This is a genomic window from Bacillus sp. 105MF, from assembly GCF_000374885.1.
GTDB lineage: Bacteria > Bacillota > Bacilli > Bacillales > Bacillaceae_G > Bacillus_A > Bacillus_A pseudomycoides.
The window spans coordinates 1-5,195 of the sequence record NZ_KB895649.1; the positions used below are offsets into that span (position 1 = coordinate 1).

General features: G+C 33.5%; 4 protein-coding genes. All 4 read left to right on the forward strand.

What is annotated here, in order from left to right:
- Window positions 1-759, forward strand: a 759-nt coding sequence (locus C564_RS0130970; protein WP_018768162.1) for a hypothetical protein, incomplete at its 5' end; no start/stop codon positions are given.
- Window positions 760-978: 219 nt separating this feature from the next.
- On the forward strand, window positions 979-1,866 hold the full coding sequence (locus C564_RS0130975; protein ID WP_003209727.1) for an Rpn family recombination-promoting nuclease/putative transposase: 888 nt from the start codon (window positions 979-981) through the stop codon (window positions 1,864-1,866).
- A gap of 334 nt (window positions 1,867-2,200) precedes the next feature.
- Window positions 2,201-2,302 (forward strand): YjcZ family sporulation protein, encoded by a 102-nt coding sequence (locus C564_RS35955; protein ID WP_000505675.1) that lies wholly within the window; start codon window positions 2,201-2,203, stop codon window positions 2,300-2,302.
- 1,710 nt (window positions 2,303-4,012) lie between these two features.
- A complete protein-coding gene (locus C564_RS0130985; protein ID WP_018768163.1) occupies window positions 4,013-4,558 on the forward strand; it encodes a DUF3967 domain-containing protein in 546 nt (181 codons plus the stop codon).
- Window positions 4,559-5,195 lie beyond the last annotated feature (637 nt).

Here is a 5,195-nt window from a genome sequence, read left to right on the forward strand (position 1 = left end):
TATCATATCAGTATGTATCAACTCGAAAAATGGATAGAAGAGGGAGAGTTAGCTTGTACTATACAGGAGCATCGTAATCGTAAAACAAAATTTGTAAAAGAAGATGACATCCGTGAATTAGTACAACAAATAGAGCGGAAAAATACGATCTATACATACTCACAAAAGCATAATGTAGTATTATTACAAAGGTTTATGAAAGGGAATACGTTAGCACGTATTATCTCGATTCCAAAACGTGGAGATATAATACTTCGTGACGAATTTGGGAATGACATGATATTAGGGGATGCAATAAAAGTAGGATATGAGCCTGCCTATGTTTTATCTGATCAACCGCGAAGTCATCATCAAAGATTTGTAAAATTCCGCTTCCCTAAATCTGACCGATTTCGAAGTGATATTTTTCGATTTATTGATCTCATATTACAGTATGTGTCACCAAGAAACTTAAAAATATCAGTAGAAGATGAATTCTGGTATTTTGATATTCGTCAATCTCTAGTATCATTACCATCTGGAATGCAGACCGAATGGATGGATAGCTTAGCACCCTATATAATAGAAGGAAAACTGATACAACGTGTTAATAATAGTGTGTATTTAGATAGTAATACCGTAACAAAGCCGGTAACTCTCACAAGTAACGAGTATAAATCTATAACAAAAATTGTAGAAGAAACAAACAGTTCCATCGAAGAATTTATTAAAGATGCAATTCAAGATAGAATTAATCAGCACTTACTTAATCATAAATAAAAAAACGTCCCCAAAAGTAAAGGTTTTGGAACCATATTAATTAGGGATAATTATAATTGAATGTTGTAATTTTTTAATGTTCCAAAAACTGATGACAAAAGTGAATTTAGAAATTTGATTCATATTTGTATAATAAGAAAGAGCCCGTTTGCATGTCCCTATTGTTTTTATGTACAATAAAGAAAAAGAAAGAGCATTAGACAGAGAGAGGAAAAACCTGTGTCCAATCAAAAATTAGTAAATTTACGCATCGATTTTGCTTTTAAGCAATTATTTGGTACAAATGGTAGTGAGGATATTCTCATCGCGTTTTTAAATGCGATGCTACAAGATTCCTTAGAATCACCTATTGTTTCTTTACAGCTAGAAGATCCACATTTACATCGAGAACATGAAGAGGATAAATTATCGATTTTAGATATTTCAGCTACATTAGATACAGGAACAAAAGTAAATGTAGAAATACAGCTCAATAATAATCACGATATGATCAAACGAAGTTTATATTATTGGGGGAAGCTATTCACATCGCAATTGCAAAAGGGGATGCCATACAGTTCTCTTCATAAAACTATCACCATTAATCTGTTAAACTTTGTGATGTTTCCAGAATATGAAGCGTTTCATACAACAGGAATCTTGTGGAATAAGCAACAACAGAAGATATTGAGTGATGATATAGAAGTTCATATGGTTGAGATTCCGAAGTTAATGCAACAGTGGCGGAATGAACAAGTAAATCCCTGGGAAGATTCTTTTGTTCGTTGGTTATTATTACTTCCAGCGAATGAAGATGAACACTTAACTCAAACATTGGAGGACATTGCCATGAACCAAGATCCGATTTTACAAAAAGCAATGAATAAGTGGGAACGCATGAGCCAAGATTCTTCTTTCCGGCAAGCCTATGAGGCAAGGGAAAAAGTGTTAATGGATGAAGCTGCAAAGGTTGCTCATGCTCGTAATGAGGGGAAGAAAGAAGGAATTCAAGAAGGAAAAATACAAATGATTAAAGGTATGCATGAACTAGGTGTACCACTCGAAACAATTGCTAAAGCGAGTAAATTAAGTATAAATGATATTGAACGTATTTTAGAGGAGAAATAAAATAAAAAAAGCACATGAAATGGGGATAACATGCGCAAGAAAATAGTAATTTAGGTAACTTAACCATAACATAAAAGCTCTGATTTATGGGGCTTTTTCTTTTTTTCTCAATAAACAATATAGATAAATATGGTAAAATGGTAAGTGGATGGGAGTCCACATACATATTATTAAAATTAAGATGGTTCAAGTCGGAGAAAGGTATCTTAGGGTGCCTTTTCTTTTTTAAACGGACCTGCTCATATATCATTTAAAAACATAAGGTAATGTAAACCGTTAAAACACATGAAGATGACCCCATTTTTCCCCTCTTATTAGTAAAGGAGGAACTATTATGGGCTTTGGTGGTAGTTGTGGCGGCTTTGCTGGAGGATTTGCTTTAGTAGTTGTATTGTTTATTTTATTAATCATAGTTGGAGCTGCTTGCTTCTGCTAAAAAAAACCATCAGAAAAGACACTCTTATGGGTGTCTTTTCTTTATGAAAAAATCCCTGAAATTGTGCTTTTATACTATTTTCATTATAGTAATAGTGAAAAATATCTATACTAAACTTTGGTAATATTCTGCATAAATGTTATCAATTTACAGTGTTTTCTGTTAATGTTAAGCTTTAAGTGTAATATATATCTGTTTGAACCATGTCCCCTAATACAAGGTTTGAATAGTCATCTCAATACGCGAGAACAAACAAAGAAAAGGCACCTAAGGGTGCTTTTTCTTTATGGGGGATCTCAGGCCATGCCCATTAACTTAAGAAATTCGTTGTTACCCAAAACTAAAAAAATGAGCTGAATTGTTATAAATAATTGTAGATAGATAAAAATTTTCGTTTAGGGGGTACTTCATAACCTTAGCTTGATAGCGATGTGGCGGTACCCCACATCCATCAACAGCCAAAATCTAAAGTTGAATAAAATAATCACTCGAATTTTGCGTTTAGGAAAAAACGAGCGTTCAGATTCTTTTGTATGACGAGATAGAGGACAGGTTGATGCGATTACATTCAATGCAGATAAGTACTTATAAAGAAGAAGATAGGGCGTTATAAGTGATTTCGGTTAAATTTGTAGGTATTTTATTTTATTTTTCATAAGAATAAATGTAAAATTTTACATATAGTATTTATAATAAAAAACAAATTAACCGAATTTAGGGTTTCCTTGCTTTTTGTTTGGAGTGCTGGCTCGTCGTGTGGGGACGAAACCCCACGTACTAAACGTATCAAAATTTTGAGTAAGAACTATTTTTGAACGAATGATCTAAGCGGTTCGGCTCGTATAATTGCTAGTCCAAGTCGAGAACAATTGCTTTGCTTTTTGTCCTTCGGCTTGGCGAGAAAAGCAAACGAGCCGAAAAAAGTTTTGCCAGGACAACATTAAAAAGAAAAGGCAATAGCCTTTAGGTGAGGATTAACGAACCGACTTTTTGATGTTGAGGGTGGAGATTTTTGAATGGGTTTCTCAAAAATACGACCCGTTCCTTGCGGAACTTTTAGCTTTTTCAGGTTTAGGGTTTTAAAGCCCGCCCACCGCCATTAAGGGGTAGCGTCCCGAAAATACGGATTTACAACATTAAGTTGTTTATAGTATTAAAAATGAATAACTTAACAACGATAAGGATTTTGAGACAAGTCATACGAGACACTCGCAAACCTTATTTGAAGCAAAATCAGTTAAGTATCAATAGAGTAAACCCTATTGATACAGGGATTTCTACCTTGACGCTGTAAATCCGCAAAATCCTGATGCTACTCCATATAGTATCTGTTTCTAAAGCATTTCTATTATGAGAACAGAAACGATGTGCGTTTTCAAAGTCTTTTTTCACTACTAGATTCTCCCTTTTTTATGTTTTTACTTTTATATTTTATAATGAATATTGTATTCGTAGAGAGTTTACATAATGTCCTATTATAAGAAGTTAGATATTCCCATAATCCCCATAATACTAACATTCTGTGCATGACTTAAGATCTATCCTTCTATTTTACTTTCTAGTAATTCTTTTATATATTGCGTTTAGATGTTCAGGTGTTAAACTATTTGTATATCATATTATCTAAATAGCCATCTGAACAGAAAAACAAGGAAACCCTTGTTTTTCTGTTCAGATGTTTAGATGTGTAGAAGGATGGTGATCTGAACAGTGCAACAAAAAGACTGGTTATCAGCTGAAGAAGTAGCCAAGGAAATAAAAGTATCAGCTATGACTATAAAACGAAACTGTCAAACCTACAGTAGTTTTTTAAATTTCCAACAAGGTGAAAAGAACAAGTATTTAATTCATCAAGAATGTATACCTGTTTTTCAATTTATAGCTAAAATGAGAAATAAAAGAAACCTCCAAACAAAACAAATTATTGAGCTCCTCAGTAAAGAAGGATTACCTGAATATATAGACATTGAACCTATCCAAATAACTAAACAACAACCTGAACAGATCCAAGTAGGACAAGTAGTTGTAGCTATGCAGGAATTGGATAGAATTGTTGCTGAAAGAGTATCTGAACTGCTTAAAAAACATGAAGAAAATTTAAAGGAATGGTTAACTGAACAGCAAAAACAACAACAGGATTTTCAAAAAATTGATGAACGTGATCAAAACCTAATGGCTATGATCCGTGAAAACCAGGAGACTAAAAAATTGATTGCAGCCACCCAACAAAAAAAATGGTGGCAATTTTGGAAATAGAAAAAGCCTTGCTTATATGCAGGGCTTTTTTATACAGAATTCTATACAGATATTTGTACTAATAGGATAATTTTTCCCGAATCCCCGAAAAGGAGGAATAAGATTGATTCATTATAAATTTATATGTTATTTCAAAAAGTACACTTTATGACAATGCTGAAAATCTAGACTATTTCATTTCAAAAATACAACTTAATAATATTTGAAACATGTTAATGCAATTGTATATATTTTGAAATGCATATTGTGAACTACCCGCTACTTAAATTCTAAAGAATTTTGAAGTGGGGGCTTCTCAGTTCCACGACGAAAGCGACCTTTCGTCTCACTGAGCGTTACTTCGGGTTATTCCACCCCTAGATGTCCAACGCTTGGACGTTCTTTTTTACGGTTGATATTTTACGCAGGAACTGAACGGCTTGGTTTTCGCACTTTGTTTTCTTCCTGCAACCTTATATATCAAGTTATCAAAGAACTTCATGGAACCTGCTACATCCTCATATGCAATATTGCATATGAGGATGTATTGATAAAACATAGGCGCTTACTATAATATAAATCACATCGCAGCAACAACAAAAGGAGGTGAAATCATATGGCAATCGCAATGGCAGTTTTAAAATTTATCGGTGGGATC